Origin of the sequence: Brevibacterium spongiae (genome assembly GCF_026168515.1) — a bacterium.
GTDB classification, from domain to species: domain Bacteria; phylum Actinomycetota; class Actinomycetes; order Actinomycetales; family Brevibacteriaceae; genus Brevibacterium; species Brevibacterium spongiae.
Genome location: NZ_CP093443.1, coordinates 2,405,859 through 2,432,443, shown reverse-complemented (window position 1 = coordinate 2,432,443; position 26,585 = coordinate 2,405,859). Strand labels below are relative to the sequence as shown.

The 26,585-nt window shown below is 66.3% G+C and carries 21 protein-coding genes; 14 read left to right on the top strand and 7 right to left on the bottom strand.

Translation table 11 applies throughout. The features are described 5' to 3' along the window. On the top strand, window positions 1-1,395 hold the full coding sequence (locus L1F31_RS10995; protein ID WP_265417338.1) for a class II 3-deoxy-7-phosphoheptulonate synthase: 1,395 nt from the start codon (window positions 1-3) through the stop codon (window positions 1,393-1,395). 149 nt (window positions 1,396-1,544) lie between these two features. On the opposite strand, the gene L1F31_RS10990 is transcribed toward L1F31_RS10995, so the two are convergent. Both L1F31_RS10990 and L1F31_RS10985 read right to left on the bottom strand, forming a co-directional pair. Continuing rightward, complete coding sequence (locus L1F31_RS10990; protein ID WP_265417337.1) at window positions 1,545-3,713, bottom strand: protein kinase domain-containing protein; 2,169 nt, start codon at window positions 3,711-3,713, stop codon at window positions 1,545-1,547. After that, window positions 3,710-4,927: a lytic transglycosylase gene (locus L1F31_RS10985; RefSeq protein WP_265417336.1), complete on the bottom strand. Its 1,218-nt coding sequence runs from the start codon at window positions 4,925-4,927 to the stop codon at window positions 3,710-3,712. Before L1F31_RS10985 ends, L1F31_RS10990 begins: the two co-directional genes overlap by 4 nt. 125 nt (window positions 4,928-5,052) lie before the next feature. Here L1F31_RS10985 and L1F31_RS10980 point away from each other — a divergent pair, with 125 nt between their 5' ends. Further along, window positions 5,053-5,403, top strand: coding sequence for an Rv2175c family DNA-binding protein (locus L1F31_RS10980; RefSeq protein WP_265417335.1), 351 nt, complete (start codon window positions 5,053-5,055; stop codon window positions 5,401-5,403). Between the two features lie 106 nt (window positions 5,404-5,509). Here the strand turns inward: L1F31_RS10980 and L1F31_RS10975 are convergent, their stop codons facing one another. Together L1F31_RS10975 and L1F31_RS10970 are read right to left on the bottom strand one after the other, a co-directional pair. Further along, on the bottom strand, window positions 5,510-6,736 hold the full coding sequence (locus L1F31_RS10975) for a polyprenyl synthetase family protein (RefSeq protein ID WP_265417334.1): 1,227 nt from the start codon (window positions 6,734-6,736) through the stop codon (window positions 5,510-5,512). Beyond that, the gene (locus L1F31_RS10970) at window positions 6,733-7,278 is read right to left on the bottom strand and encodes a hypothetical protein (protein ID WP_265417333.1); all 546 of its coding nucleotides are present in this window, start codon (window positions 7,276-7,278) and stop codon (window positions 6,733-6,735) included. The genes L1F31_RS10975 and L1F31_RS10970 overlap by 4 nt, the downstream gene beginning before the upstream one ends. Before the next feature lie 60 nt (window positions 7,279-7,338). Here L1F31_RS10970 and dinB point away from each other — a divergent pair, with 60 nt between their 5' ends. The 3 genes from dinB (at window position 7,339) to L1F31_RS10955 (ending at window position 9,852) form a co-directional block, all read left to right on the top strand. Beyond that, window positions 7,339-8,574, top strand: a complete 1,236-nt coding sequence (gene dinB / locus L1F31_RS10965; protein WP_265417332.1) for a DNA polymerase IV — start codon at window positions 7,339-7,341, stop codon at window positions 8,572-8,574. 131 nt (window positions 8,575-8,705) lie between these two features. Next, window positions 8,706-9,113: a DUF3040 domain-containing protein gene (locus L1F31_RS10960; RefSeq protein WP_265417331.1), complete on the top strand. Its 408-nt coding sequence runs from the start codon at window positions 8,706-8,708 to the stop codon at window positions 9,111-9,113. Between the two features lie 49 nt (window positions 9,114-9,162). After that, the gene (locus L1F31_RS10955) at window positions 9,163-9,852 is read left to right on the top strand and encodes a YdcF family protein (protein WP_265417330.1); all 690 of its coding nucleotides are present in this window, start codon (window positions 9,163-9,165) and stop codon (window positions 9,850-9,852) included. Window positions 9,853-10,057: 205 nt separating this feature from the next. Here L1F31_RS10955 and L1F31_RS10950 read toward each other — a convergent pair whose 3' ends face one another. The 3 genes from L1F31_RS10950 to L1F31_RS10940 all read right to left on the bottom strand — a co-directional run bounded on the left by L1F31_RS10950 (window position 10,058) and on the right by L1F31_RS10940 (window position 14,833). Beyond that, window positions 10,058-12,589, bottom strand: a complete 2,532-nt coding sequence (locus tag L1F31_RS10950) for a transglutaminase TgpA family protein (RefSeq protein WP_265417329.1) — start codon at window positions 12,587-12,589, stop codon at window positions 10,058-10,060. A 74-nt stretch (window positions 12,590-12,663) separates the two neighbouring features. Then, complete coding sequence (locus L1F31_RS10945) at window positions 12,664-13,839, bottom strand: DUF58 domain-containing protein (protein WP_265417328.1); 1,176 nt, start codon at window positions 13,837-13,839, stop codon at window positions 12,664-12,666. 4 nt (window positions 13,840-13,843) lie between these two features. Then, on the bottom strand, window positions 13,844-14,833 hold the full coding sequence (locus tag L1F31_RS10940) for an AAA family ATPase (protein WP_265417327.1): 990 nt from the start codon (window positions 14,831-14,833) through the stop codon (window positions 13,844-13,846). A 486-nt stretch (window positions 14,834-15,319) separates the two neighbouring features. On the opposite strand from L1F31_RS10940, the gene mraZ reads away from it, so the two are divergent. From mraZ to ftsW, 9 genes are all read left to right on the top strand, one after another. Further along, on the top strand, window positions 15,320-15,751 hold the full coding sequence (gene mraZ / locus L1F31_RS10935; protein WP_101553353.1) for a division/cell wall cluster transcriptional repressor MraZ: 432 nt from the start codon (window positions 15,320-15,322) through the stop codon (window positions 15,749-15,751). A gap of 179 nt (window positions 15,752-15,930) precedes the next feature. Further along, window positions 15,931-16,896 (top strand): 16S rRNA (cytosine(1402)-N(4))-methyltransferase RsmH, encoded by a 966-nt coding sequence (rsmH, locus tag L1F31_RS10930; protein WP_265417326.1) that lies wholly within the window; start codon window positions 15,931-15,933, stop codon window positions 16,894-16,896. Further along, entirely contained in the window at window positions 16,893-17,459 is a 567-nt protein-coding gene (ftsL, locus tag L1F31_RS10925; protein ID WP_265417325.1) for a cell division protein FtsL, read from the top strand. Before rsmH ends, ftsL begins: the two co-directional genes overlap by 4 nt. 74 nt (window positions 17,460-17,533) lie before the next feature. Continuing rightward, complete coding sequence (locus L1F31_RS10920) at window positions 17,534-19,315, top strand: peptidoglycan D,D-transpeptidase FtsI family protein (RefSeq protein ID WP_265417324.1); 1,782 nt, start codon at window positions 17,534-17,536, stop codon at window positions 19,313-19,315. Continuing rightward, complete coding sequence (locus L1F31_RS10915; protein WP_265417323.1) at window positions 19,312-20,886, top strand: UDP-N-acetylmuramoyl-L-alanyl-D-glutamate--2,6-diaminopimelate ligase; 1,575 nt, start codon at window positions 19,312-19,314, stop codon at window positions 20,884-20,886. The genes L1F31_RS10920 and L1F31_RS10915 overlap by 4 nt, the downstream gene beginning before the upstream one ends. A 1-nt stretch (window position 20,887) precedes the next feature. After that, entirely contained in the window at window positions 20,888-22,354 is a 1,467-nt protein-coding gene (locus L1F31_RS10910; protein WP_265417322.1) for a UDP-N-acetylmuramoyl-tripeptide--D-alanyl-D-alanine ligase, read from the top strand. Continuing rightward, a complete protein-coding gene (gene mraY / locus L1F31_RS10905) occupies window positions 22,351-23,439 on the top strand; it encodes a phospho-N-acetylmuramoyl-pentapeptide-transferase (protein WP_265417321.1) in 1,089 nt (362 codons plus the stop codon). Before L1F31_RS10910 ends, mraY begins: the two co-directional genes overlap by 4 nt. Window positions 23,440-23,491: 52 nt before the next feature. Beyond that, window positions 23,492-24,994, top strand: coding sequence for a UDP-N-acetylmuramoyl-L-alanine--D-glutamate ligase (murD, locus tag L1F31_RS10900; RefSeq protein ID WP_265420428.1), 1,503 nt, complete (start codon window positions 23,492-23,494; stop codon window positions 24,992-24,994). Window position 24,995: 1 nt separating this feature from the next. Beyond that, window positions 24,996-26,585, top strand: coding sequence for a putative lipid II flippase FtsW (gene ftsW / locus L1F31_RS10895; protein WP_265417320.1), 1,590 nt, complete (start codon window positions 24,996-24,998; stop codon window positions 26,583-26,585).

The window sequence follows — 26,585 nt, the reverse complement described above, 5'->3', positions numbered from 1 at the left end:
TTGAGTCTCCACACCGACCCGGTCCTGTCCAACAGAGAAATCGGCGCTGCCGGCAACGACAACCTGCGCGGTCTCGATGACTGGCGCGACATGGATCCGAAGCAGCAGCCGACCTATCTCGACAGTGCCGCGCTCGATGAGGTGCTCACCGACCTCCGGAGCTCCCCGCCGCTGGTCTTCGCCGGCGAAGCCGATGTGCTCAAGCAGCGCATCGCCGCCGCGTCCCGCGGGGAGGCCTTCGTCCTTGCCGGAGGCGACTGCGCCGAGTCCTTCGACGGTGCCCAGGCAGACAAGATCCGCGCCCGCGTGCAGACGGTGCTGCAGATGGCTGCCGTGCTCACTTACGGCGGGTCCATGCCCGTGGTGAAGATCGGCCGCATGGCCGGCCAGTTCGCCAAACCCCGTTCCGCTGACATGGAGACCCGCGACGGAGTCACCCTGCCGTCGTTCCGCGGCGACATCGTCAACGGCTACGAGTTCACCGAGGAGTCCCGCCGCCACGACCCGGAGCGCCTGCTCAAGGCGTACCACGTGTCCGCGTCCACGCTCAATCTCATCCGCGCCTTCACCCAGGGCGGATTCGCCGATCTGCGTTTCGTCCACGACTGGAACCGCGGATTCCTTGCGTCGAACCCTGGGTACCAGCGCTACGAGCAGACGGCTGCCGAGATCGACCGCGCCATCCGGTTCATGGATGCCTGCGGAGCCGACTTCGATGCGCTCAAGACCACCGAGTTCTACGCCGCCCACGAGGCGCTCCTGCTCGAGTACGAACGTGCGCTGACCCGCATCGACTCACGCACCGGCGAAGCCTACGACGTGTCCGGGCACTTCCTGTGGATCGGTGAACGCACTCGCGAGGTCGACGGAGCCCACGTCGACTTCCTGTCCAAGGTCCGCAACCCCATCGGCGTCAAACTCGGACCCACGGCGACGGCGGACGATGCTCTGGCCCTGGCCGAAAAGCTCGACCCCGACGCAGAGCCCGGCCGTCTGACCTTCGTCACCCGCATGGGTGCCGGCAAGATCGGCGAATCGCTGCCCGCCCTGCTCGCCGGAATCGGTGATCGGCTGCCGCATGTGACCTGGGTCTGCGATCCGATGCACGGGAACACGATCACCTCGAACACGGGATACAAGACTCGTCGCTTCGAAGACGTCATGGCCGAAGTCGAAGGCTTCTTCAACGCTCACCGCGATGCCGGGACGATCCCCGGCGGACTGCACATCGAGCTCACCGGTGACGACGTCACCGAGATCATGGGCGGGGCCACGGAGATCGACGACGAAGGTCTGCGTCGACGCTACGAGACGCTCGTCGACCCTCGCCTCAACCACGATCAGTCACTCGAGATGGCCTTCCAGGTCGCCGAATACCTCACGCGCAGGCACTGACCCGAAGCAGCAGCACAGCGAGAAGACGCCGGTGGCCCCGCAGTTCGACTGCGGGGCCACCGGCGTTCTGCTGGAGACGTTGTGAACCCGATCCACAATCGAGATTCAGAGGGACAGACGCGACTGAGAGAGGAACGGACGCGTCTGAGCTAGTCCTTCTCGTCGTCCTTCTTCTCGTCGTCCTTGGACTTCTCGTCCTTCTTCTTCTCATCCTTCTTGTCGTCCTTGGGCTCTTCCTTCTTCTCCTTGCCCTTGGAGACGCGGACGATGATGAGCGAGTTCGCGGGCTTCGCCTCGGTGCTCTTCGGGAACTGCGAGATGACCTTGCCCTTGGGAACGTCGTCGGAGAACTTCTCGTCCTTGCCGACGCGGAAGCCGCGCTTGGCCAGGGTCGCGTAGGCGGCATCGAAGGTCAGCCCCTCGACATTGGGTACAGGAATCGGGGCGACGCCCTTGGAGACGACGAGGTCGATCTTCTCGCCCTCGGACAGCTTCTTCCCGGGCTTCTGCGACGCCGAGATGACAGCATCATCAGCGACCGAATCGCTGTACTTCTCATCGACCTTGCCGACGGCGAGGTGCGCCTTCTTCAGAGCCTCCTCGGCGTCCGAGCGGCTCAGTCCCTCCAACTTGGGCACCGCGAACTTCTCCTCACCCTTGGACACGACGACCGTGACGGTCGAATCCGGGGCGAGTTCCGAGCCGCTGACGGGCTCGGTGCCGATGACGACTCCCGCAGGCACGGTGTCGTCGAAGACTTCCTTCGGCTCGGCCTTCAGCTCGCTGTCCTCCAGTTGGGAGGTGACTTCCTCGACCTGTTTGCCGGCCAGCTGACCGGGCACGATCGATGTCGGTTCGGGCAGGTTGGCGATGACCAGCCACGCCACGAGCGCGAGAACCGCGGCCATGGCGACGAGTCCAGTGAGCACACGACGACGGCGACGACGTGCAGGGGAGACCCCCGTCGAGGCGGCTGCCGCGGAAGAGGTTCCGGAAGAACCGCTGCCCGCAGAGGCCGCGACCACGGCCTTGTCGGCAGAGTCGGATTCGTCATCCGTGGCGGAGTCGCGCTTCGCCCCGTCCGAGTCATCGTCGGTGTCCGCGGAATCGCGTGTCGATTCCTCATCGTCGGACGTCACCGCGGCGGTGACTCCGCCGATGCCGGCGGCTGCGGCCGCGACACCTGCGCTGGCGGCTGCCGGCGACCCGGTGCGGGAGTCCTTGTTGTCGGTATCGGCATCGGAATCAGCACCAGAGTCATGCGCGTTGGAATCATCAGCGTCGGAAACGTCGGCGTCAGCGGTCGCGGCGGCCGCCTCGGCGCCGGTGTCGTCCTCCTCGTCATCCTCGAGATACGGGATCTCGTCGGTGCGGGAGCGCTTCTCCTTCGGCACTTCTTCGCCGAGGTCGATGCTGGCGGTGAGCACGGGGGAGTGTTCGCCGGCGGCGATCTCCGGATCGCCGAGGTCGAGCTCGGCCTCACTCATCTCCGCGCGCGCCTCCGCCAGTGCCAGACGGAACTCCGCGGCATCGGCGGGACGATCCTCCGGGTCCTTCGACGTCGCCCACAGCACGATCGCGTCCAGACGGGGGCTCAGACGCGCAACGACCTCCGACGGGGGAGGCACCGTGTCGTGGACGTGACGGTAGGCGACCTGAATCGGCACATCGTCGGTGTACGGCTGGGCACCGGTGAGCATCTCGTAGAACATGATGCCGACCGTGTACAGGTCAGTGCGGGCATCGGCACCGGCACGGGTGACGAGCTCGGGGGCGACATAGCCCACCGTTCCGATGAGCGTCTTCGTCGTCGTCGCCGTCGTCACCGCACGAGCCAGACCGAAGTCCGCGAGCTTGACCTGACCGTCGGTGCCCAGCAGGACATTGTCGGGTTTGAGGTCGCGGTGGATGATGCCCGTCGAATGCACGGCCTCGAGGGCGGCGAGGACCGCATCGAGGACGACGATCGCCTGCCTGGGAGTGAACGTGCCGCGGTGCTTGAGCTCACGGCGCAGCGTCACCGACGGCAGGTACTCCATGACGAGGTAGACGATGTCACCGTCGCGGGCCTGATCGTGGATGGCCACGAGATTCGGGTGCGTGAGCCGGCCGGCATTGATGGCCTCGCGGCGGAAGCGTTCGACGAACGTCTCATCCGAGATGAGATGTTCGTGCATGACCTTGATCGCGATCTCCCGATCGAGACGCAGATCGGTGCCGCGGTAGACCATCGCCATGCCGCCGCGCGCTACCTTGGCATCGATGCGGTAACGGTCGTTGAGGACCGTGCCGATGAGGGGATCTCGGCGTGCGGTCACAGGGCCTCCTGCATTCTCTGGCGCTGAACCTGCACGGAGCGCACGAAGGCCTTCGTCTCCGCGAGCAGTCCGTCGGCTCGGACCGAGCGCAGATCCTGGTAGTAGCCGGCCAGGGCCTCGTTCTCGGACTCGGCGGTCTCGATGAGCCAGCCGAGGATGACGGTGCCGGCGACGATGTTGTCTTCGATGTCGAGCAGGTCGAGGCCGCGTCCGACGATGTCGGATGCCCACCGTCCCGAACGCGGGGTGACCTGCATGATGCCGATGGCATTGCCGGCCGAGACGGTCGTGTGTTGGAAACCCGATTCCTGAGCGGCGACGGCCTGCATGAGCGCGGGATCGGCGCCGAGCTCCTCGGCGATCGTGGCGATGATGAGCTTCGCCTGCGCCGGGGCCGGATGCCGCCGGTGCAGCAGGGTGTACTTGTTCAGTCGCGCCGCCTGCAGCACGGAGGGGCGGATGCCTTCGATCTGCGCACCGGCCGCGACGCGGGGGATGTCGCCGGGCGGTTCGGGTGCGGTGCGACGTGGGCGTGCCGTCGAGGGCCGCAGCAGAAGCAGTTCGCCGACCTTGAGGAACGAGTCATCGCCCATGGCGTTGGCCCGGCGCAGGGTCGCCGGTGAGATGCCGTGCCGGGCCGCGATGCCCTGCAGGGTCTCACCTGGGGCGACGACGTGCGAGGGGTCCTCGTCGGGCAGATCGTTCTTCTCCGGCAGGGACAGCACCTGCCCCTGGTGGAGGTTCTGCCGCGGGGAGATGCGGTTGAGTTCGGCCAGTGCCGGCACCGAGACGCCGTGCTTGCTCGCCACCCCGTAGAGGGTGTCGCCCTGCTTGCATTTGTAGGTGCGTCCGCCGTGAGTGACCGGCACTGTCGCGCCGGCCGTGCCCGAGATCCACTGGGGGCCGGTCGATGGGGTCGAACTCGCCGAGGCGGCCCTTGCGTCATCGTCGGACGTGGACGTGGACGTGGACTTGGCGTCGTCGGACGTGGACTCGGAGTCGGTGGAATGCGACTCGGCGTCGGCAGGGTGCGACTCGGCGTCGGCCGGGGATTCGTTTTCGGGGGTGGAGGGGACCGCCTCGGCGGGGGTTTCGGTTTCGGGGTCGACGCGGTCGGCTCCTGGGATCGGACCGGTCGAATTCACCTTCGAGGCGGCACGGATGTCAGGAGCAGCGGTGATGGGCATCTGCCGATGCCGTCGCGGTCGTGTCATCTGTCACCTATTGACTGTTGAGTGGGGAAGCTACGGTCACCAGCCTAACGAGTGGCCGCCTCCGACCCGAGCATTCGACTGCGCATGGCGGGGTGTTTCTGTCGAATATTGCTACCCTTGGAGGCGTGAATACCGAAGAACTCGTCCAGGACTGGGCCCCGCTGCCCGATATCGCAGAACTCACCGGACTCGGCATCTCCCAGGTGCGGCGTCTGCTCGAAGACGGCGCGATCTGCGGAATCAAGATCGGGAAGCCGAAGGTGCTGCAGGTGCCGCTGGCCTTCTTCGTCGACGGCGAAGTCGTCAAACCGCTCAAGGGCACGCTCAACACGCTCTCCGATGCCGGTTTCGACGACGAGCAGGCCATCGTGTGGCTCTTCACCCCCGACGATTCGCTGCCCGGTCGCCCCATCGATCTGCTCCGCGCAGGCAATCGCAAGGAAGTGCGCCGTCGCGCTCAGGCCCTCGCGTTCTGAGCCGCTCGCTTGCTGAGGGGCTTGCGTTCAGAGGCCCCACGTACCGAGGTGCTCGGGTTCTGAGCCCTCGCGCTCTGGGGCGTCGTGTCCAGAGGCTGAAGTCTGATCAGCTCGTGCGGTAGCTCAGAGCCCGTGCGAACTTCTTGAGGCGGTCACGGGCGGCAGTGCCGATGCGCACACTCGCCGCGGCACCCGCCGCGGCACCCGCCGCGCCACCAGCCGGGGTCGAAGCACCGGCCCAGGATTCGACGACCGCGGCGGCCTTCGCGTGCTTTTCGGCGATGAACCCTTCGACGGCGTCCAAGCCGCCCGAAGCTGTGATCATGTCCACGCATTCGGCCACGTGCGCATCGGAGAGGTCCGGATCGCCCAGTCGTGCCGCGAGGACAGCGAACTGGTCAGGCGAGATCCGCGCCGCGGTCTCGGCGATGAGCACCGTCCGCTTGCCCTCTCTGATGTCATCACCTGCCGGTTTGCCCGTTGCTTGAGGGTCACCGGCGATGCCGAGCACATCGTCGCGCAGCTGGAACGCCTGCCCCAGCGGCAGCCCGAAGTCCGAGACCTCAGCGAGCAGACCCTCACCGGCGCCGGCCAGAGCCGCACCGAGGAGCAGGGGCTGCTCGACCGAATACTTCGCTGACTTGAAGCTCAGGACCTCCCACGCACGCTCGGCGATCCGCTCGTCATCGAGGGGGATCACCTCGGCGAGGACATCGAGGTACTGACCGACCATGACATCGCGGCGGATGGTCGCCCGCAGCTCGCGAGCCAGGCGGGTGTGGCCCAAGACGTCCTGCGAACGCTCGAACAGCTCCTCGCTCAGCGCCAGACAGATATCGCCGATGACGATCGAGGTGGACACGCCGAAGGACGCTCCGTCGCCGTGCAAACCGGACTCTGCGTGCCGGGCCTCGAACTGCCTGTGGAGCGAGGGGTGGCCGCGACGTGTGTCCGAGTTGTCGATGAGGTCGTCGTGGATGAGCGCGGCCGCGTGCAGCAGCTCGAGCGACCCGGCGGCCTGCGCCAAACCTGTGACCACCTCGGTGTCGGCATTCGAAGTATCTCCGCCGGCGAGCTGGAAACCCCACCACAGGAGGACGGGGCGGATGCGTTTGCCGCCGCGGGTGAACGCGATGAGCGCTTCGCCGATGGCATCGGCATCGGGGGAGACGGACTCGAACTCGGCGGCCTTCTCTGCCAGGAACGACTCGAGCTGTGCCGAGACGGCGGCGGAGACGGTCTCAGCGGAGTCGAGGTCCTCCACGAGCCCGGGCAGGTCGGTCGAAGCCGGCGCCGAGTTCTCACCCGGCGTCATCGAAGTGTCATCCGTCATGGAACGATGTTTCCGCCGACGGTGACGATCGACTGCGACTTATCGGAGGAGTCCTCGGCCACGGTGACGACGAGGACGCTGTCATTGTCCTTGTGCTTGAAGTTCTGCACGCTGCCGCTCTTCGTCTTCACCTCATCGCCGAAGGTTTCGAAGTCGGCCTTGCCGAGTTCTGTGTCGTAGTACTCGAAGACGTCCTTGGCCTCGGCCTTCGCGCGGACGACGAGGCTGACCTGCTCGGGCTTCTTCTCGTCCTTGTCGTTGTGGGCCTTGACGATCGACGCCGAGAGCACCTCCGAATCGGGATACGGCTTGACGTAGTCAGGCAGATCCTTCACGTCGCTCGAAGCGTTGGGATCCTGACCGGTGGCCTCCTCGGAGGCTTCGGACGATGCGGTCTCAGAGTCCGTCGGGCTCGCCTGAGCGGCAGTGGTCTGTTCGGCCGACGGGGTCGATTCGGCCGTTCCCGCATCGGCTCCCGAACAGCCCGCGAGGGCCAGAGCGGCGGCGATGGGCAGTGTCATGACAGCGGTGCGCGATACCATGCTTCAAGAGTACCTGGACTGTTCGGCGGAGCCGAAAGGAACAAGCGCGAGGGGCAGGCGATGAGTCGGAAGCAGCTGGCACGATCCGGAGGTGACCTCAGCCGACTGGGCACCGACGACTCCGGTGCCACGATGCTCCACCTCGACATGGACTCGTTCTTCGTCTCCGTGGAGCTGCTCAGCCGCCCCCACCTCCTCGGCCGACCCGTCATCGTCGGGGGTCGCAGCGGTCGCGGCGTCGTCGTCTCCGCCAGCTACGAAGCCCGCGAATTCGGGGTCCACGCGGCCATGCCGATGTCCCGAGCGATGAATCTGTGCCCCATCGCCGAGGTGATCCCGCCGTCCCATGGCCTGTATTCGTCCTTCTCCCGCCAAGTCTTCGACCTCGTGGCCGAGGTCACCCCGGACGTCCGCCAGGTCAGCGTCGACGAAGCCTATGTCGACGTCTCCGGCGCAGTGCGCCGGCTCGGCTCACCGGTGGAGATCACCACCCGGCTGAGGGCACAGATCCAGGAACGCACAGGGCTGAGCGCCTCGGTGGGCATTGCGGGCAGCCAGGTCGTGGCGAAACTCGCCTCGACGCGGGCGAAGCCCAACGGACAGCTGCTCGTCCCCTTGGCGAAGACCCAGGAGTTCCTCGACCCGATGCCCATCGAAGCCCTGCCCGGGGTGGGGGAGAAGACCCGGGAGGGCTTCTCCCGCTACGGCATCCGACTCATCGGCGACCTCGCCGCAGTCGACGAGGATTGGGCGGCACGTGTCTTCGGCGCGCACGGCCATCACCTGTGGCGAGCCGCCCACGGCCTCGACTCGCACGGCTTCGATCGGCAGGCCAAGGAGCACTCGATCAGCGCCGAGAATACCTTCGGTGAGGACATCTGGGACGTGGACGTGCTCGACCACGAGCTGCTGCGTCTCGCGGACAAGGTCGCCTATCGGGTGCGGGCCGAAGGGAAGGTGGCGACGACTCTGGGCCTGAAGTACCGGCTCGGCGATTTCACCACCCTGTCGCGTTCGGTCACGCTGTCTGCGCCGACCGATCTGGCCCGGGAGATGTACGAGGCGCTGCGGCCGGCGATGCGCAAACTGCGGGAACAGCGGACACAGGGGGTCAGGCTGCTCGGGGTGCGGGCGGCGGGCCTCAACGACTTCGCCGTCACAGGACGGCAGGCCACCTTGGATGAACCCGAACATTCGGGGCGGGAAGCAGAGGTGGCACTCGACGAGGTCAGGCGGCGCTTCGGGACCGAAGCGATCTCGCAGGCCTCACTTCTGCGCAAGCGGCAGGAGCCCTGACGGGTGGTGAGGTGGAACATAGTCTGAAGACCCCGTGAGAATCCGGGCGATCAAGGGCCCCCGAGATGTTTTTTCGGGGCTCAGAGACTATGATTGGATGAAAGACTTGAGTAGGGAAACGGGGGTTCGAGATGCCACTCTCCGATCACGAACAGCAGCTGTTGGATCAACTGGAGAAGCAGCTGCGCAGTGAAGACCCTCGATTCGCACGCAATATCTCGGAAACCCAGGCCGCGGCAACGGGTCCGGGAATCTCCGCCAAGCGCTTCGTCCTCGGCATCCTCGTCGCTCTGGCCGGACTCGCCGCGACGATCCTCGCGATCTCGCTCGTGTCCGACTCGACCTGGTGGATCGCTCTCGGCGTCGTCGGGTTCGGTCTCATGGTCGCCGGAATGTACTGGGCGTTCAGTCGCCCCGGTCACATCCACTCGACGCAGACCGAAGACCGCAGCGTCGGAGCGAAGTCGAATTCGAAGGGCAATGCCGGCTTCATGAGCCGGATCGAAGACCGGTGGGAAAAGCGCCAGCGCGGCGAATGACTCCGGTCCCCACGATCAAGGCACTCTCATGCTGAGGGTGCCTTTTTCATTGCCTGTTGGAATCGCCTGTGCCGGTCTGGCCGGCGCTGCTCTCGCGTCGGTGATCGCCTTCGCCGAATACACGCACTGGACCTCGAGTCATCGCCGACTCGGAGGCACCGGACTGAGCAGCGGCGGTCCGGGACACGTCCGGGCCGGGGATGTGCGGCCCGGAGATGGTCGGGGCATGAGCGGTGGTGGCCGGATCATCGTGGTGCTCGGCTACCGGAACCGGGGTGAGCGAGCCAACGGCATCAATCGGTTCCGTGTGCGTGCCGGACTGCGCACCATCGACTCACAGACACGCTCAGCCGTGCTCATCCTCTGCGGAGGAGCTGTCGGCGGGCAGACGCCGGAAGCGAGGATCCTCGAACGCTTCGCGCGTGAGGAACTGGGCTTCACCGGCAGGATCCTCCTCGAGACTCAGAGCATGACGACATGGCAGAACATCGTCAATGCCATCCCGCTCATCGACGAGGAGCTGAGACCCGACTCGACGATCAGCATCGTGTCGAACGCTCATCATGCAGAGAAGGCCCGTGATCACCTCTGGCAGCTGAGACCCGACCTGGCCCGTCGCCTCGTGCGAGGCGGCGACTATCGGTTCGGGGAGCAGCCCGTCGTCAAACCGATCGCAGCGGTCAGGGGACTGCTTGCCCTGCGGGAACTCGATCGTTCGAAACGGGCACGGGTCGGCTGAGTGCCAGTGGACGGGCAGAGGGCCAGGACGGGCGGGCCGAGCCGAGGACGGGCGGGCCGAGCCGAGGACGGGTGGGCCGAGCCGAGGACGGGTGGGCTGAGCGCGAGGGCGGGCTGAAGTCGACCTGTGAACGCCGTTGTGGCGGCGTGTGAATGTCGAAGGAGGCGGCCCGTGAGGGACCGCCTCCTTCTGTGCTTCTCCGCAGTCAGCGCGGGGGATTGAAGAGGCTGGCAGGCCAGATCTTCGCGGAGATCCGGTTGCCCGGTGTCGCCCGTTCGGACAGGTCCGTGCCCACTTCGTCGATGAGCGCACGCACTTCGGAATCGTCGAGCGACTCGGCCGCGGCACCATACCGCTTCGCCTCAAGAGCATCGACGAACGCCGACAGCGCGGAATCATCACGGCGCTGAGCATCCGGTTCGTTCGGCGCCGGACGACGCAGACGATTCAGCCGCTCGTCGGCACGGTCGGCCGCAGCCGGACCTGCCGCTCCTGCAGGCCCCGATGCGGCACCAGCGGTCCCTGCAGCATCTGCGGAATCGGTACCACCACCCGCACCGGCGGAACTTCCGCCGGCGGGAGCACCGGCAGCCACCTCGGCGGCGGACTTGCGGACCGGTTCCCCGGTCTCGGGATCCACCTCGACGGGGACAGGGCCCGCGCTGCCGGAAGGCGCCGCACCCGCCGCACCGGAAGCGCTCGAACCGGCGCCACCCGACGCACCGTCGGCACCGGCCGAGGGCACGGCTCCGGCGAGCACGAGTTCGTTGAAGCGCAGCGTCCGGCTCGGATCCAGGCTCTGCCCATAGTCCGTGGACAGGGCGCGCACCTCGGTCCAGATCGCCTCGAGGTCATGCGGATCCTTCGTCCGACGCGAACGCAGGATCGAGCGCCAGATCGCGGGAATCGCCGCCAACAGCAGCACGGCGAGGATGAAGACGCCGATCCACACGTAGGTGGTCAGGGCGGCCCCTGCCGGTTCGGCAGCCTGAGTACTCGTCTCCTCATCGCCGGCCTCGGATTCCTCGCCTCCGGCAGCAGAGGTCTCCTCGGTTGGTTCTTCACTCGGGCTCGCCGACTCGGACTCGTCGGTGTCCTCCTGATTCGCCCCACTGGCCAACGTCCACTCGGGCGGATCGCCGGCAGGCCCACCAGGAGTGGGTTCGAAGCGGATCCACCCTGCGCCCTCGAAGTAGAGCTCCGGCCAGGCATGCGAATCCTGCATGCTCACGTCGAATCCACCGTCGGACTTGTCCCCACCGGCGAAGCCGACACCGATGCGTGCCGGAATCCCCATGGTCCGGGCCATGATCGTCATCGCCGAGGAGAACTGGACGCAGTAGCCCTTCTTGTCCGCGAGGAAGTCCGAGATCGCATCTCCGCTGGCCCGCTCCGGGGCATCGAGGGAGTACTCGAAATCGCCGCTGCGGAAGTACGCCTGCAGCAGCACCGCCGCTTCCCACTGATTCTCAGCATCGGCGGTGACCCGCTCCGCAGTCTCGCTGACACTCGTCGGCAGGGAATCGGGCACCTCGAGCTCGGTGTCGAAGTCGCCCTTGTCCACCGGAGTCGCGGACTGTAGGTCCTTGACGTCGGGATTCGGCGACAGGTAGTTCATCGAATACTCAAGGCCACCGGTCTTCTCACCATTGCCCACCACGGTCAGCGTCTTCTCGTCGAAGATCCACCGACGGTCGAGGCCCTCGGGCCGCTGCGGGGCATAGGGAGACGGAAGGTACTGCTGGTCGTAGTCGGCGCCGACTACGACGTCGATGGTCTCTTCCTGATAGTTCGCTTTCCGCGGCATGCCCTCGGGCCAGGGCATCCCATCGGTGGCGATCGCGAAGGGATCGAGGCTGAACGGACTCGGTGCCCAGTTCTCCCCGTCGAAGTCGTCGATCGACGTCAGCCGGACCGGATCTGGGTCCTCGGCCGTGGTCTGATAGCTGAACAGCGTCGCATCGTCACGGTCGCCGAGGTTCTGCCGCAGATTGAGGAACGGGTTCGTCACGGTCAGGTCGCCCTGGCCCTTCGACGCCCGGTCGGGCAGAGTCGGCACCGGCGGCAGCGCCAGAGGCAGGCCGAGGCCGATCGCCAGAGCCAGCGCACCGGCGAGCACCGCTGTCAGTCCTCCGCGCCAGCGCGTGGCCGGCAGATACGGGCTGAGCATGAGCAGCAGGAAGGCCGCGAGGATCGCGACGATATGCCACCACTTCACCTCCTGAGCGGCGAAGTACACGGGGATCATCCAGAGCACGAGCAGCAGCACACCGCCGACCTTCGGGGCCCGCAGGTCGGCGACGAGGCCGTCGATGAGGATCGTGATGAGGGTGAACGCGATTGTGAGCATCGCGGTGAAGCCGGGAGTGCTCGCAGCCGGGGGAGCGGTCGCATAGAGATCGCTGACACCGGCGGAGAGCTGGTCGATGACCTTCCCGAACGAACTGCCCGTGGGAACGAAGCCGAGCAGCAGAGTGCCCTGCGCGCAGACGACGAAGACCGCGATGAGTCCGGCCGCGCACTGGGCGATGACCGCGGTGCCGCTCGAGCGCAGCACCGCGATGCTGCGGAACACGGCTCCGACGATGACGACGATTGCGACCGAGGCGAGGACGGGCGGCAGCCAGGCGAAGTCCTTGAACACCGCTGAGACGGCCACTGCGGTGAGCACCATGGCAGCGAAGACGATGACCGCTTCGAGCCATCCGGCCGGCGGACTCGAATCGTTCGTAGACACCACACCTGTGGGGGACTGGGACGGCGGTTCGGACGCGGAGGTTCCGTGCGACCGTGTCGGGGGAGTATCGAGGCTCATCGGCGCACCTCCTGCGACCGGTTGATCCTGCGCTTGGACTCGAAGCTAGTCCACGACTCGGGCAGGTCCTCGCTGAGACCCATCATCGTCATATCCTCGATCTCGCTGAGCGTGCGCAGAGTCACGGGCACACGCCGCGAGAACTGCGAAGCGAGCTCCTGACCGCGCTGATCGCCGACGGAGCAGATGACGATGTGGTTCGGGTTGTCATGTGCGGGCAGCTCGACCTTGCCGGGACGGACGAGTGCGGAGAGAAGTCGCAGCTTGTCGATATCGCGCGCTCCTTTGAATCTGATCTGGTGTCCGGGGACGACGACATTGACTTCATAGTCGGCTCGCAGGAATGCGGTTCCGGCCGCAGTCGCGGCGGCCAGCAGGAACTCGATCTCGAGGTCGCTGGGCTCTTCGGCCTCCGCGTCGGCGGCGAGGTCGACGATGATGAGCGCGTGCAGCGTCTCCTCGTCGGCCTCATGACGGACCATGAGCTCACCGGACTTCGCGGTCGAGGGCCAGTGCACGTGACGCAGATCGTCGCCGGGCACATATTCGCGGGTATGGAAGTCACGGGTGGTGTGCCCGGACCGGACCTTTCCGTCGTCGAGGCGCGCGGGACGGATCGACGAATCCTTCGGGATGCGTGCACTCAGATGCGGAACGGACACGGCGACGGGGAACGCCCCTCTGACCTTCTTCTTCATCTTCACGAGTCCGAAGGGACCGAAGACCGTGATGAGCGCCGCTTCGACGCCGGAGACCCCGCGCCGATGCGGTGTGAACGAGGTGAGCACGGTCTGCGAAGCCCTATGCGCCAAGGCCGGCACCGCCCCGGAAGTGGAGTCGCCGAAGCCGTCGGCGGCGACGAAGTCGATGGTCGAGGACGGGATCGCGAGCTGACCGATGTTGGTCACTCGCGCCTCGATCTCGACTTCCTTGCCCACGGCCGCCAGCGGATAGCGGTCCCGGGCGCCCGGCAGTGCGACCTCGTGCAGAGAGGTGCTCAGGGCAACCGAGACGCGCCGGGTGCCCCACAGAATGAGCAGTGCCGAGAGCACGACCAGACCAAGCAGCAGCAGCCCGGCCGGAAGCAGTCCGGGCAGGGCGAACCGGTAAGCCGTGATGATGAGGGCCGCCCCGGCGAGGACGAAGATGATTCCCGAAGTGCTCAGTCGCATGCGGTCACTGGTTCGTCGAGACGGGGACCCGGGACAGCATCCGACCGATGAGGTCTGCTGCGAGTTCGGAGTCGTCTCCGTCGCGGGGGATGATGCGGTGAGCGAGGATGTACGGAGCCAGGGCCTGCACATCGTCAGGGGTGGCGAAGGTGCGACCTGACAGGGCCGCCCGGGCCTTGGCCGCCCGCAGGAGGTGGACGCCGCCGCGCGGCGAGCTGCCGAGCAGGATCGCCTGATCGTCGCGGGTCGCCTGCAGGATCGCCACGATGTATTCGCGCAGCGCCCGGCTCGCCGAGACATGTCGGACGATGGTGCGCGCCTGAGTGATCTGCTCGAGGTTCGTCACCGCCGTCGCAGTCTCGAGCGGATCGTTCTGAATCTGGTTATCCAGCAGATCGACCTCGTCCTTCGTCGCCGGGTAGCCGAGCGAGATCCTCGTGAGGAAGCGGTCGCGCTGTGCCTCGGGCAGGGCGTAGGTGCCCTCCATGTCGATCGGGTTCTGAGTGGCGACGACGATGAACGGCGTCGGCATCTGGTAGGTCTGCCCGTCGATGGTGGCCTGTCCCTCGGCCATGCACTCGAGCATCGCCGACTGGGTCTTCGGCGAGGCTCGGTTGATCTCATCGGCGATGACGATGTTCGCGAACACAGGGCCCTGGCGGAACTCGAAGTGACGGGTCTCCTGATTGAACAGGTTGACGCCGACGACATCGGTGGGCAGCAGGTCCGGAGTGAACTGGATGCGGCGCACGGAGCCGTCGACGACCTTGCCCATCGCGCGGGCCAGCAGGGTCTTGCCGACCCCGGGGACGTCCTCGAGGAGGACATGGCCGCCGGCGAGCAGCGCGATGAGCGCGAGCCCGACCGCTTCGTCCTTGCCTTCGAGCACCGCATTCATCGTCGTGCGCGCCCGCGAGGTCAGGTGCTGCACCCATTCGATGTGTTCGGCACCGATCACGGAATTGGTCTGTGTACCTTCTTGGCTGATCGACATGACACCTATTGTCCCCTATGCCCGCGGCTCCAGCCACACGAGCTTCTTTCAGGTTCGGCGCTGCTGTCCCTCCCACGGGTGAATTCTGTCCATTTCCCGCTCCCCACTTCGCTCCCCATTTCCCTCCCCGAGGAGGTTCCCCACTTCGCTCCCCACTTTCCTCCACGCGGGCCCTCCACTTCCCTCCCCACTTCGCTCCACCTCGGCGAGGGGATCCCGCGGACTCCGCGAGAACTCGCGGATCTTCGCAGTCGGACCCACCCTCACCGAGGTGGCTCGACGTCACCTGAGAACCGCCGTTTCGTGGCCTGCAGACACCCTCGCGACGCACCGATAGAAAATTTTCCCCACTTTCCTCCACCTATCTGACCTGGGAAAATACCGTCATCCAGACGTGGGCTAGGTGAAACGCTGGAATACGTGGAGGAAAGTGGAGTAGGGTGGTTGATATCGGAGCCGATGGGTTTCCGAAAGGGGTGAGACGACATGTTCTTGGGCACTCATATGCAGAAGCTCGATGACAAAGGTCGCCTCATCCTGCCCGCAAAGTTCCGCGAGGAGCTGTCGCCCGGACTCGTTCTGACCCGTGGACAGGAGAACTGCCTCACCCTGTTCCCCACCACGGAGTTCGAAGCCGAGCACGCGCGAATCCAGAACGCGCCGAAGACGAATAAGGAAGCCCGCGATTACCAGCGTGTGTTCCTGTCGGCGGCATTTGCGGATCAACCGGACAAACAGGGACGCATCACGGTCCCGAACATATTGCGGCAGTACGCATCACTGACCAGGGAAGTCGCAGTGATCGGCATGGGCAACCGAGTCGAGATCTGGGATGCACCGACCTGGGAGGACTACCTCGTCGGCGCTCAGCAGGCCTTCGCCGAACGCGAAGAGGAGGTGATCCCCGGAGTGATCTGATTCTGCTCGGGCTTGATCCTTGCCCGCCGTGCTCGAGTTTCGGGGAACTTCCCCGTTTCCGAAGCTCGGTAGTCCTGACACACTTCCCCGGTGGCAGGGCCGCGGCGGTCAAGGTTCTGGCTCCAGCAGCACCACAGCAGCACACCCCCGAAGAAACCCACACACGAAGGACCCCACGCATGACAGCTCAGCAGCACGTACCGGTGCTCCTCGAGCGCGTGGTCGAACTCATCGGGGTCGGCGTCGCCGCCGCCCGCACCGCCGGCATCACCCCGGTCGTCGTCGACGGCACACTGGGCATGGGCGGCCACTCCGAAGCCGTCCTCCAGGCCTTCCCCGACGTCCACCTCGTCGGCATCGACCGCGACCTGCAGGCCATCGACATCGCCACCAAGCGCCTGGCCCCCTTCGCCGACCGCACCGACATCGTCCACGCCGTCGACGACGAGCTGCCCGAAGTCCTCGCCGACCTGGGAATCACCGCCATCAGCGCGATCCTGCTCGACCTCGGCGTGTCCTCCCTGCAGCTCGATGAGGACGAACGCGGATTCTCCTATTCCCGGCCCGCACCCCTGGACATGCGCATGGACCGCACACAGGAGCTCACCGCCGCCGAGGTGCTCGCCACCTACTCCGAAGCCGAGCTGCGTCGGATCCTGCGCGAATACGGCGAAGAGAAGATGGCCGGAAAGATCGCGAAGATCATCGTCACCGACCGTGCCCACACCCCGTGGGAGACCTCGGAGCAGCTCGCCGCGATGCTCTCCCGCGTGATCCCGCAGACGAAGAAGCGCTCCCACCCCGCCAAACGCACATTCCAGGCTCTGCGCATCGAGGTCAACGACGAACTCGGAGTTCTGCGCACCGCACTGCCGGCCGCGCTCGAGGCCCTGCACATCGGGGGAGTGGCCGTCATCGAGTCCTACCAGTCCCTCGAAGACACCATCGTGAAGAAGACGTTCCGCACAGCCACGACCACGTCGGCGCCGCCGGACCTGCCCGTGGTCCCCGAAGAGCTCCAGCCCTGGCTGACCGAGATCATCCGGGGCGCAGAGATGGCAGACGAGACAGAAGCAGAGACCAACCCGCGGGCGGCCAGCGTCCGGCTGCGGGCAGTGCAGAAGATCAGGGAGGCACGATCGTGAGGAATTCCCAGGCGACCGCAGGTCAGACCCACGTCACCGAACGCTTCCGCAGGCTCGAGGAGACCGGTGCGTCGCAGAGTCCTGCCAAGCTGCGTCTGCTCAAGTTCGAGCTGCCCCAATCCCGACTGCCGTTCTCGCTGCTGTGCGTCGGGATCCTCGTGGCGACCCTCGTGGCCGTGCTGCTGCTCAACATCTTCGTCTCCCACACCTCCTACAAGGTCGACCAGCTGACCTCGCAGAAGGAAGCGCTGGCCGAGCAGAAGGACCGGCTCGTCGAAGACAACTCCTACCGCGAGTCCCCGCAGAACATCGCCCTTGCCGCCGAAGAGCTCGGCCTGGTCCGCGATTCCTCCCCGGAGTTCCTCGACGCGAAGACCGGGAAGATCATCGACGCTCCGGGGATCGACGTCAGCGGTGAGAAAGAGCCCACAGTCGTGCCCGGGCCGCGCGCCGATACACGCGAAGACCTCCGACCCAATCTACGATCGGATGAGAAGCTCCCGGTCGTCGGGGGCAGCCCGAGCAACGACGTTGCGGCTCCGAGCCAGGAGACCCCGAAATAGTCTGAGCTCACCGGGACCAGGGAACGGCCTGACCGAACCACTCGCCGACCACGCCAAGGACCGAGGACAGTGCAATGGGCCCAGCCAAGAGCCGACTGAAGAAGAAGCGCAAGAGCACAGGCCCCAATCTGCGTCTGCGGATGGGGTTCATCGCCGCTGTGTCGATTCTCGCTCTGCTCATCACCACCGTGCGGCTCGTGTCCATCCAGGGGATGGACTCGATGCAGCTCGCGGAGAAGGCCCTGTCCAATCGCCTCGTCACCAAGACCCTGCCCGCAGACCGAGGCCAGATCCTGGCCTCCGACGGCACTGTGCTCGCCGACAGCGTCTCCCGCTACCAGCTCGTCGTCGACCAGCAGAACGTCGCCCAGTACAAGGTCGACGGCAAGCTCGTCGGAGCCTGGGGTGCCGCCGAAGCCCTGGCGAAGCCGCTGAACACCGATCCCGGACTCCTCTACCCGAAGCTCGTCGGTGACAAACGCTGGAACCCCGTGGCCAAGGGACTGACCTCGGAGACCTGGAGGGCCGTGCAGAAGCTCGAAGTCCTCGGCGTCTCAGCCGAGCAGTACGCAGTGCGCTCCTATCCGGCCGGCGGAGTGGCCGGCAACCTCGTCGGCTTCCTCAGCTCGGACGGCACCGCGCAGGCCGGACTCGAGATGGCCTACGACGACGAGCTGTCCGGCACCGACGGCCAGCAGCAGTACGAACGCGGCGCACGCGGAGAGATCATCCCGCTGGGAGACAACAACATCAAGGACGCCGTCGACGGACAGGGACTGCAGACGACCATCGACCCGGACCTGCAGTACTACGCTCAGCAGGCCATCGAGGAACAGCGGAAGAAGCACAAGGCTGAATCCGCGTCCATCGTCATCAAAGAGGTCAAGACCGGGCGGATCATCACCGCCGCCGACGCGCCCACGGTCGACCCGAACTCCCCGGGCAAGGTCGACGGCGACGATCGCGGATCGCGGATCTTCACCGATGTGTTCGAACCCGGTTCGACGGCGAAGATGGTCACCGCCGCGGCCCTGCTCGACCAGGGACTGGTGACCCCCGAACAGGAATTCACCGTCCCCGACAAATGGAAGGCACCCAACGACGAAGAGTTCCGGGACTCGTCTCCGCACCCCGACGAGAAACTCACCTTCGCCGGGATCCTCGCCCAGTCCTCGAACACCGGCACCATCCTCGCCGGACAGAAGCTCACCGAGGAGCAGCGCTACGAATACATGAAGAAGTTCGGCTTCGGATCCACCTCGGGCATCGGCTTCCCCGCCGAGACCGCAGGCATCGTCCACCCGTACAAGGATTGGGACGGGCGCACGAAGTACACGGTGATGTTCGGCCAGGGCATGGCCGCGAATGCGCTGCAGACCACCGACGTCATCTCCACCATCGCCAACGGCGGCGTCCACGTGCCCTCCCGCCTCGTCGACGGGATGATCTCACCGCAGGGTCGGACCCTGTCGACCCCGGCAGGGGAGAAGCAGCGGGTCGTGAGCGAGAAGGCCGCCGACAAGACCCTGCGCATGCTCGAAGGCGTCGTCGCCGAAGGCACCGGAAAGTCCGCCCAGGTCTCGGGCTACCGGGTGGCAGGTAAGACCGGCACCGCACAGGCACCCGCCGCCGAGGGCGGCGGCTACGACGGCTACACCGCCTCCTTCGTCGGTGTGCTCCCGGCAGAAGACCCCCAACTGGCGATCTCGGTGACTTTGCAGAGGCCCCGAAAGGGCTATTACGGTGGACAGGCCGCAGCCCCCGTCTTCTCCGACGTCGCAGGCTTCGCGATGCGGCATCTGAAGATCCCACCCTCGACCGAGAAACCCGAGCTGCCTGCACGAGAATGGAAATGATGCGTCTTTCACAGCTGCTGCCGATCGCCCCCGGCACCCTTCACGGCGATCCCGAGAAGGAGGTCACGGGGGTCTCCCACGACTCGCGCGCCGTCTCGCCGGGACAGCTCTACGCCGCGCTGCCGGGAGCCAACGTCCACGGAGCGAAATTCGCGCCCGAGCTCATCCGTGCCGGAGTCGATGCGATCCTCACCGACTCCGCAGGCTGGACGATGATCTCCGAGGCGCTCGGCGACTCCGAGACCGACCGGGACCTGCTCGAGCGGGTCAGCGCACTCATCGTCGAAGCCCCGCGGGCGGTGCTCGGGTTCGTCTCGGCCGCCGTCTACGGGACCACCTCGGTGCCGGAGCTCATCGGCGTCACCGGAACGAACGGGAAGACCACGACGACCTACCTCGTCGACGGGATGCTCTCCGCGCTTCGCCACCGGACCGCCGTCATCGGCACAGTCGCCATCCTCATCGCCGGTGACACCGTGCCGAGCGTGCGCACCACCCCGGAGGCTCCCGAGCTGCATGCCCTGTTTGCGAAGATGCGTGCCGCCGATGTCGACACCTGCGCGATGGAGGTCTCCTCCCACGCGCTGAGCCAGCACCGCGTCGACGGCGCCCACTTCTCCGTGGCCGGGTTCACGAACCTGTCCCAGGACCACCTCGACTTCCACAACACGATGGAGGAGTACTTCGAGGCCAAGGCCCAGCTGTTCACCCGCACCTTCTCCGACCGCGCGGTCATCGTCGTCGAAGACGAATGGGGCGAGCGGATGGTCGACGCCGCGCAGGTGCCGGTGCACACGCTGGGACGCGACGACCGCAGCCAGTGGCGCATCGACCACACCCCGGGAGAAGCGGACTTCGTCCTCCACCTCGACGCATCACAGACCGTGCGGCTGCGCTCACCGCTGCCGGGCGACTTCAACGTCACGAACACCGCCTTGGCCGCCGCCATGCTCATCGAATCCGGCATCAGCGCCGATGAGATCGACGCGATCGGACGCAGCTTCGTGGCCTCGGTGCCGGGGCGGATGGAGATCATCGACGTCTCCGGCCCCCGAGCGCTCGAGGAGTCCCACCCCGAGCTGCTCCCGCGCGCCATCGTCGACTACTCCCACACTCCCGACGCCATCGCCAAGGCGCTGGCGAGCCTGCACGCCGACTCCGAGGAGCTCGTCATCGTCTTCGGCGCGGGCGGCGACAGGGACCGCGGCAAACGCTTCGGGATGGGGCAGGCCGCGGCGCGCGAAGCCGATGTGATCGTTCTCACCGACGACAATCCCCGCACCGAGGATCCCGCCACAATCCGCGCCGCCATCAGGGAAGGCATCGACGCCGCCGTGGCCGCCGGACAGGCGCGTGTGAAAAAGATCATCGAGGCTCCCGACCGGGGCCGAGCCATCGACGAGGCGATCGCCTCCGCAGACCCGTCCACGACTGTGCTCATCGCGGGCAAGGGACACGAGACAGGCCAGACCGTGGGCACCACGGTGACCGAATTCGACGACCGCGCGCGGACACGCTCGGCGCTGTCCATGCGACTCGGCGGCGCACAACCAGGTAAAGTTCACAGATGATATGAAGCGACTGACTGCAGCCGAAATCGCAACCGCCCTGAGCGGCGAGTTGTACGGCATCGACCCCGAGACCCCATTGACCGCCGGCGTGGTGACCGACTCGAGAGAAGTCGGGCCCGGCGATATCTACGTCGCCCGCCGAGGTGAGAGCTTCGACGGCATCGAATTCGCCGCAGCCGCCGTCGAGGCCGGCGCGGCCCTGATCATCGGCGAATCCGTCCCCACCGTCGATGAGGAGCCCCTGCCCACCGTCGTCGTAGCCGACGCCACCGAGGCACTGGGCCTGCTCGCCAAACACAGCATCGAAGGACTGCGCGCAGACGGGGAGATCACCGTCATCGCGATCACCGGCTCCGTCGGCAAGACCACGGTCAAGGACCTCGCGGCAGATCTGCTCTCCGGTGAGGCCGCGACCGTGTGGCCGCCGAACTCGTACAACAACGAGGTGGGGGTGCCGCTGACCGCGCTGCGGGCAGACGAGTCCACCCGCTTCCTGGTCCTCGAGATGGGCGCCCGCTCGATCGGCAACCTCGCCTACCTGACAAGCCTCGTCCGTCCCGATATCGCCGTCGAACTCGCCGTGGGCACCGCGCACTCGGGAGTCTTCGGATCGATCGAGAATACCGCACGGGCCAAAGCTGAACTCGTCGAGTCCCTGACCGCCGGTGCGACCGCGGTGCTCAACGCCGACGACACCCGAGTGGCGGGAATGCGCGAGGTGCTGGCCCCCGAGGTGAACACCCTGTGGTTCTCCCAGCGCGAATCCCTGCCCGAATGGGTCGGGGCCGATGACGCGATCGTGCGCGGCACCGGAGTGACCACTGACTCCTCCGGCCACCCCGCTTTCACCCTCACCCTGCCCGGTGAGGAACCGCAGGACGTGCGCCTGGCGCTCATCGGCGAACACCACGTCGGCAATGCTCTGGCCGCTGCGGCCATCGCCCACGCCTGCGGAGTCGGGACGAAGTCCATCGTGACCACACTCTCGACGTCCTCGGCCGCCAGCCGCTGGCGCATGGAGCTCATCGACTCGCCCTCGGGCGTGACCGTGCTCAACGACGCCTACAATGCGAACCCCGAGTCCATGCGCGCCTCGCTGAAGACCTTGGCCTCGATGGGGCGCGGCGATGAGGAGAACCGGCCCCGCCGGACCTTCGCCGTGCTCGGCGAGATGCTCGAACTCGGCGATGAGTCCGTGTCCGCCCATTCGGACATCGGCGAACTCGTCGTGCGCCTGAACATCACCCGCACCATCGTCGTCGGAGAGGGTGCGAAGCCGATCTTCAACGCCGCGAACCTCGAAGGCTCCTGGGGCAACGAAGCGATCTGGGTGGCCACTGCCGCCGAGGCAAAGGACCTGCTCAGCGCCGAACTCGCCCCCGGTGACATCGTCCTGTTCAAATCCTCCCGAGACGCCGGTCTGCGCTACCTCGGGGACGAAATCGCCGGAGTATCGGGGGCCCAATGATTGCCGTACTGCTCGCAGCCTGCCTGGCTCTCATCCTCGCCCTCGTCGGCACCCCGCTGTTCATCCGGGTGCTCGTCAAACAGGGCTACGGCCAGTTCGTCCGAGACGACGGTCCGACCTCGCATGCGACGAAACGCGGCACCCCCACCATGGGCGGCGTCGTCATCATCGGCGCCGCAGTTCTGGCGTATCTGCTCGGCCACCTGTTCACCGGGTCGGTGCCGACAGCCTCGGGGCTGCTCGTGCTCTGGCTGGCTGCCGGACTCGGCGTCGTCGGCTTCCTCGACGACTTCATCAAGATCAAGAAGCAGCGGTCGCTGGGCCTGCGCCCCGTACCGAAGCTGATCGGTCAGGCCTTCGTCGGCATCTCCTTCGCCGTCCTCGCCCTGCAGTTCCCGAACTCCTTCGGCGAGACCCCGGCGTCGACGAAGATCTCCTTCATCCGCGATACGAACCTCGACCTCGCCTTCGGGTCCGCAGTGCTGGGCCTCATCCTCTTCGTCATCTGGGCGAACCTCATCGTCACCGCGGTCTCGAACGCAGTCAACCTCACCGACGGACTCGACGGTCTGGCCGCCGGCGCCTCGGTGGTCGTCTTCGCTGCGTACGTCGTCATCGGCACCTGGCAGTCGACCCAGAACTGCAACCTCATGTCCGAGGCCACGAACGCCTGCTACTACATGCGCGACCCCCGCGACCTCGCGATGGTCGCCGGAGCCATGGCCGCCGCCTGCTTCGGGTTCCTGTGGTTCAACACCTCACCCGCGAAGATCTTCATGGGCGACACCGGTTCGCTGGCCATCGGCGGTGCCTTCGCCGGACTCGCAATCATGTCCCGCACCGAGCTGCTGCTCATCGTCCTCGGCGGACTCTTCGTCATCATCACCCTCTCGGTGATCATCCAGGTCGCCTCCTTCAAGACCACCGGCAAACGTGTGTTCAGGATGGCACCGCTGCAGCACCACTTCGAACTCAAGGGGTGGGCCGAAGTGACGATCGTAGTGAGATTCTGGATCATCGCCGCACTCTTCGTCATCGCCGGCATCTGCCTCTTCTACGCCGACTGGGTGGCCCGCATTGGCTGATGAGGAGAACAAGGCCGCGCACATTCGGTCAGCTCAGCCGGCGCAGTCCACCGTGGCGGAGGTCCCGGCCGCGCTGGCCGGGCCGAACTCATCCCTGGCCGGTCTGCGGATACTCGTCACCGGACTGGGCGTCACGGGCTTCCCCGCGGCGGTCCACCTCGGCGAACGCGGTGCCGACGTCATCGTCATCGACGGCGACGATCAGGCCGATGTCAGCGAGAAGGCACAGATCCTCGAAGTCTTCGACGTCGACATCCGCCGCGGACCCGAACACGTCGCGGGCCTGCCCGAAGGCGAGATCGACCTCGTCGTCACCTCCCCGGGATGGCGTCCGGACCAGCCGGTGCTCGCCGCAGCCGCAGCGGCCGGCATCCCCATCATCGGGGAAGTCGAACTCGCCTGGCGGATCCGCGGAACCAACGACGCCAAATGGCTGGCCATCACCGGCACCAACGGCAAGACGACGACCACGACGATGCTCGAATCGATGCTCCTGGCCGCCGGACTCAAGGCCAAGGCCTGCGGAAACATCGGCACCCCGCTGCTCGAAGCCGTGCTCGAACCCGGCCTCGAGGTGCTCGCGATCGAACTCTCGAGCTTCCAGCTGCACTGGCAGGAATCGATGAGCGCAGATGCCGCGGCCGTGCTCAACATCGCACCGGACCACCTCGACTGGCACGGCAGCGCCGAAGCCTACGCCGCGGACAAAGCGAAGATCTTCCACAATGCGAAGCTCGCGTGCGTCTTCAACTGCGCCGACGAGTCGACCCTGCACATGGTCGAAGAGGCCGACGTCATCGAAGGGGCCAAAGCCATCGGCTTCACCACCGGTGTGCCCCGTCCCGGCGAACTCGGTGTCGTCGAAGAGCTGCTCGTCGACCGCGCCTTCATCCCGCAGCGCTACTCCTCGGCCGCAGAGATCGCCTCCCTGGCCGACGTGGCGACCGCCACCGGAGTCGCCGGCGGTGACCCCGCGCCGCATCAGGTGGCCAATGCTCTCGCCGCGGCCAGCCTGGCACGAGCCATCGATGTGCCCGGACAGGCGATCTCGGCAGGGCTGCGCAGCCACTCGCTCGGCGCACACCGCATGGTCACCGTGGCCGAGGCCGACGGGATCCGCTGGGTCGACGATTCGAAGGCGACGAACACCCACGCCGCGAACGCCTCGCTGGCTGCCTTCGACTCGATCATCTGGATCGCCGGGGGACTGCCCAAGGGTGCCGACTTCAGCGAGCTCTTCTCCTCACACAAGGACCGGATCAAGGCGCTCGTGCTCATCGGCGAAGACGATGCTGCGTACCGCGAGGCCATCGCCGCGACCGTTCCCGAGCTCAACGTCGTGCGCATCGAGCCCGCTCTGGCCGTCGACTCCGGCGTGCCAAGACGCCGCGGCGAAGCCGTGGCCGCGGCCGCCGTCGACGCTGCGACGACACTGGCCGAAGCCGGGGACACCGTGCTGCTGGCTCCGGCCGCTGCGAGCATGGACCAGTTCCTCAACTACAACACTCGCGGCGAACTGTTCACCGAAGCCGTCCACAACCGACTGGGACGCTGACATGGGCCGGCAGACCACCGCGAAGGAGGATGCACGCCGCCGCCGTAAGCTCGCGAAGACGACGAGCGCCTCCGCGCCTGCGGCGACGAAGACGCGGAAGGCCGCCTCGGCGAAATCCGGTGCGCCGTCCGCAGCACGGTCTGCCGGTGGAAAGTCCGCAGCCGGATCCGGCGGCGGAAAGTCCGCAGCCCGATCTGCTGGTGCGACGAAGCCTGCCGCGTCGGCACAGCGCACTCGGAAGACCACTCCGAAGAAGTCTCGCGCCGAGAAGTCAGCACCGAAGACAACGACTCCGAAGACGTCGAAACCGAAGAGCTCCCCGGTTCAGAAGTCCGGCGCGAAGAATCCCTCGGTGGTCAAGAAGGTCATGGCGACGCTGCGTGGAGACTGGTCGCGCTTCTCCGCATACCCGCTGACGACGTACTACATCATCCTCGTCTCCGTGCTCCTGCTCACCGGACTCGGTCTGGTCATGGTGCTCTCGGCATCCTCGATCACCTCCTACGACGGGGGAGAGGGCTCCTCCTTCGCCTATTTCAACAAGCAGGCGATGTTCGCCGGCGTCGGCTTCGCGCTCATGATCGCCGCCAGCCTCGTGTCATTGAGCTTCTGGAAGAGACTGGCGTGGATCGCATTGGGCGCCGGCATCGTCATGCAGGCCCTCGTCTTCCTGCCCGGGCTCGGCAAGACCACGAAGGGAAACGCGAACTGGATCGGCTTCGCCGGCTTCCAGGTCCAACCCTCCGAATTCCTCAAGGTCGCCCTGGCCCTGTGGCTCGGCTTCATCCTCGCGCAGAAGTTCGGGAAGATGACGACCTTCGGCCACGCCATGATCCCCGTCGTCCCCGGAATCCTCGCCGCGGTCGGCCTCGTCGTCGGCGGCAACGACCTCGGCACCGGACTCGTGCTCATGGCCATGGCAGTGGTGTGCCTGTTCATCGGCGGCTTCCCGATGAAGTACTTCCTTCTGCTCGGAAGCATCCTCACCGCAGCCGTTATCTTCTTCGTGCTCAGCTCGGAGAACCGCCTCAACCGCATCAAGGCGATGCTCACCGGCCATGCCGACCAGACCGCCGCCGACACGATGGGTCAGGCCTGGCAATCCAACCACGGCCTGTTCTCCCTGGCTTCGGGAGGATGGTTCGGCGTCGGACTGGGCGCCAGCCGTGAGAAGTGGTCCTGGCTGCCCGAAGCACACAACGACTTCATCTTCGCCATCATCGGCGAAGAGCTCGGCCTCATCGGCACCCTCGTCGTCATCTTCCTCTTCGCCATCCTCGGCTACGGCATGATCCGCGTGATCATGCGTTCGACCAATCTCATGGTCCAGGTCACCACCGCCGGCTTCTTCGCCTTCATCATCGGACAGGCCGGAATCAACATCGGCGTCGTCACCGGCCTGCTGCCCGTGATCGGCCTGCCGCTTCCCTTCGTCTCCTACGGCGGGTCCTCGATCATCTCCTGCCTCCTGGCCGTCGGCGTGCTGCTGTCCTTCGCCCGGACGGAGCCCGGAGCAGACGCCGCCATCGCCGTCCACAAAGACCGCATGCGATCCTCATTCGCCGTACTTGCCCGCAAGAGAAGGAATTGA